The 3,147-nt window shown below is 64.3% G+C and carries 3 protein-coding genes; 1 reads left to right on the forward strand and 2 read right to left on the reverse strand.

Features of this window, described 5'->3' with window-relative positions:
- On the forward strand, positions 1–257 hold a 257-nt coding region (locus KDH09_19260), incomplete at its 5' end, for a DUF3137 domain-containing protein (GenBank protein MCB0221845.1).
- A gap of 227 nt (positions 258–484) precedes the next feature.
- On the opposite strand, the gene KDH09_19265 is transcribed toward KDH09_19260, so the two are convergent.
- A complete protein-coding gene (locus KDH09_19265) occupies positions 485–1,642 on the reverse strand; it encodes an acyl-CoA dehydrogenase family protein (GenBank protein MCB0221846.1) in 1,158 nt (385 codons plus the stop codon).
- A 12-nt stretch (positions 1,643–1,654) separates the two neighbouring features.
- Positions 1,655–2,851: an acyl-CoA dehydrogenase family protein gene (locus KDH09_19270; protein ID MCB0221847.1), complete on the reverse strand. Its 1,197-nt coding sequence runs from the start codon at positions 2,849–2,851 to the stop codon at positions 1,655–1,657.
- Between the last annotated feature and the right edge of the window lie 296 nt (positions 2,852–3,147).

Raw genomic sequence — 3,147 nt, forward strand, 5'->3', positions numbered from 1 at the left:
CGATCATGGAGGAGATGGTCGCCTTCCGCGAGAAAAGCGGCACGCCTGTGAGCATGAGCATCCGGCAAGGCCGTTTCTTCGCCGCCGTGACGCTCACCCGCGGCCTCTTCGAGCCCCCGCTCTTTCGCCCCATCACCCGCTTCTCCGAACTGCGCGAGCTCTTCGACGACCTCACCCTGTTCGTCGATCTGGCACGCGCCATCGATCTCAACACCCGGCGCTGGAGCGAGACGAGCGGGCTGAGTGAGATGGGATAGAGACAATTCCTTCCCCGCTCCCCCGCGCCGGGGGAGCTGTCCGGCCCAGTCGGGCTGAGGGGGTCATACCAGGCGGCGATCAGGAAACTAGGAGCCATTCGCGACACCCCCTCCGGCCTGCGGCCACCTCCCCCCGTGGGGGAGGAGGGATTGTGCTGGCACTTTCGACCCAAAACAAAACGGCCCCCATCCGGGGGCCGTTTCCATTGAAGCATCAGCGTCGCCGCTTACGCGGCCGTCTCTTCAAAGTCCGACAGGCCGGCCAGGCGGTCGAGGTGGTAGTCGATGTCGCCGTACATGTGATTCAAAGCGTGCATGCGCTTGAAGAACAGGCCCACGTCCTGCTCGTCGGTGCAACCGATGCCGCCGTGGAGCTGGATGGCCTCGGAGGTGATGAACCAGCCCGATTTTTCGAGCTGCACCTTGGCCTGGCTCACGGCCTTGCGACGCACATCGCGGTCTTCGTTGTCGCCCTCAATTGCTGCGAGGATGGCCATGGAGTGCAGGAGCTGCGCCTCGATGAACATGTCGGCGGCGCGGTGCTGCAGGGCCTGAAAGCTGCCGATGGGCACGTTGAACTGCACGCGGACTTTGAGATACTCGATGGTGGTCATCATCGCGGTGCGGGCCATGCCAAGGCCCTCGGCCACGGCCATGGCGGCGCCGCGATCGAGCGCTCGCTCGAGGATGGCAAAGCCCTTGTCCTTTTCGCCGAGCATCGCAGAGGCCGGAACCTTCACGTTCTCGAGCGTGACGAGGCCGCGCTTGAAGCCGTCCATGGTGCTCACCGCCTTGCGGGAGAGCCCCGCGGCATCGCCGGGAACGAGGAAGAGCGTGACGCCGCTCTCATCGCCGGCCTTGCCGGAGGTGCGCGCCGCCACGATCAGCGTGTCGGCGGCGTGGCCGTTGTCGACCCACACCTTGGTGCCGCTGATGGTGAACTCGCCGCTGGCTTCTTTGGCCTCGGCGGCGATGAGCGCCGGGTTGTAGCGGCTGTCCTTTTCGGCGTAGGCCAGCGCGAGGCTCGCCTTGCCCTCGATCACCGGGGCGAGGATCTGCTCCTTCTGCTGATCGGTGCCGCTCTGGGAGATCGCCATGCCGCACACGGCGATGCTGGTGACAAAGGGCTCGGGTACGAGCGAGCTGCCCAGCGGGGTCACCACGGTGAAGAGATCCACCAGGCCGCCGCCGATGCCGCCGAGTTCTTCGGGGAAGGGAATGGCGGTGAGCCCGAGCTCGCTGCCGATCTTCTCCCACATGGCCTTGTCCCAGCCGGTTTCGGTCTCGCGCATCTTGCGGAAGCGCTCAACGGGTGAATCTTTCTTGGCAAAGCTCTCGGCCGTCTGGCCGAGCATCTTCTGTTCGTCGGTAAGGTCGAAATGCATGATGTTCCTCCTTTAGCGCTTGCCGCCGCTGGGCAGGCCCAGGATCATCTTCGAGATGATGTTGCGCTGAATCTCGTTGGAGCCGCCGTAGATCGTGGCGGCGCGGCCGTAGCAGAAATTCGAGGCGACCCACTGCTCGCGCGAGGGGATCGCATCGTCACCGGAATCGAACCAGCCCATGGCGTTCTGGCCCATCGCATCGAGGGTCAGCTCGGCCGCACGCTGCTGGAGCTCCGAGCCGCGGATCTTGAGAATCGAGCTCTCGGGACCGGGCGCCTTGCCCTTCTGTGCGGCGGCCAGGGTGCGCAGGTTGGTCATTTCCAGCGAGCGGTGGAGGACTTCCAGCTCGGCGATGCGCTTGCGGAAACGCGGGTCGTCCATCAGGCGTGCATCGCCGACCTTCGTCTCGCGGGCAACGGCCTTGGCGGTCGAGATCATGCGACGGATCTGCGGGACGCCAGCGATGCCGGTGCGCTCGTGACCGAGCAGCGCCTTGGCGATGGTCCAGCCTCCGCCCTCGGGGCCGATGCGGTTGGCCTTGGGAACGCGCGCGTTCTCGAAGAAGGTCTCCGAGAATGCCTCGGTGCCCGAGATGTTCAGGAAGGGCTTTACTTCGATGCCCGGCGTGTTCTTGCAGTCGGCCAGGACGAACGTGATGCCTTCCTGGTTCTTGCCGGCGCTCGAGGTGCGCGCGAGCACGAAGACCCAGTCGGCGTACTGGGCGTTGGTGGTCCAGGTCTTCTGACCGTTGAGGATGTAGTGATCGCCGTCGTCCTCGGCCTTGAGCTGCAGGCTCGCCAGGTCGGAACCGGCGTTGGGTTCGCTGTAGCCCTGACACCAGACCTCTTCACCCGAGAGGATCTTGGGAAGGAAGCGCTGCTTCTGCTCGTCGGTGCCGAACTGCATGATCACGGCCGAAACCATGATGAGCCCGAAGGGCGAGAGCGGCGGGGTGTTGGCCAGCGCGGTCTCTTCATTGAAGATGTGTCGCTGCGTGACGTCCCAGCCCGTGCCGCCGTGTTCCTTCGGCCAGTGCGGGGCCACCCAGCCCTTGTCGTAGAGAATCTTGTGCCAACGCATCGTGTCTTCGTGTTCGAAGTGTGCGCCGCGCGCGGCTTTTTCCTTGATGTCGGCGGGCATCGCCTCGTCGAGGAACTTGCGCACTTCGGCGCGGAATTCCTCGTCTTCCTTGGTAAAGGACATATCCATGAGCCAGGGTCTCCTTCGCGTGATGGGAAAAGATGGCGCGGGCTCCGAATAGGCATTCGGATCGGCCCTGCGCCTCAATTCACGGCCCGGCGATGCTAGCGCGAGGGCCCCCGGGGCTCAACCGCCCTGAACATTTGTTCGGTGATTTATTCTGACGCTGGAGTCAGTGGAGAGTCGCTTTGCTGAATCCCGTTCGGTGGCACCTAGCGCGTAAACAAGCCCGCTTGAACGGAATCCATTTCTTGGCCGTTGAAGCCAATGCGGAACGGGCCCCAGCAGGTCATCCCCATTGATTC

This window comes from Chrysiogenia bacterium (assembly GCA_020434085.1).
Lineage (GTDB): Bacteria > JAGRBM01 > JAGRBM01 > JAGRBM01 > JAGRBM01 > JAGRBM01.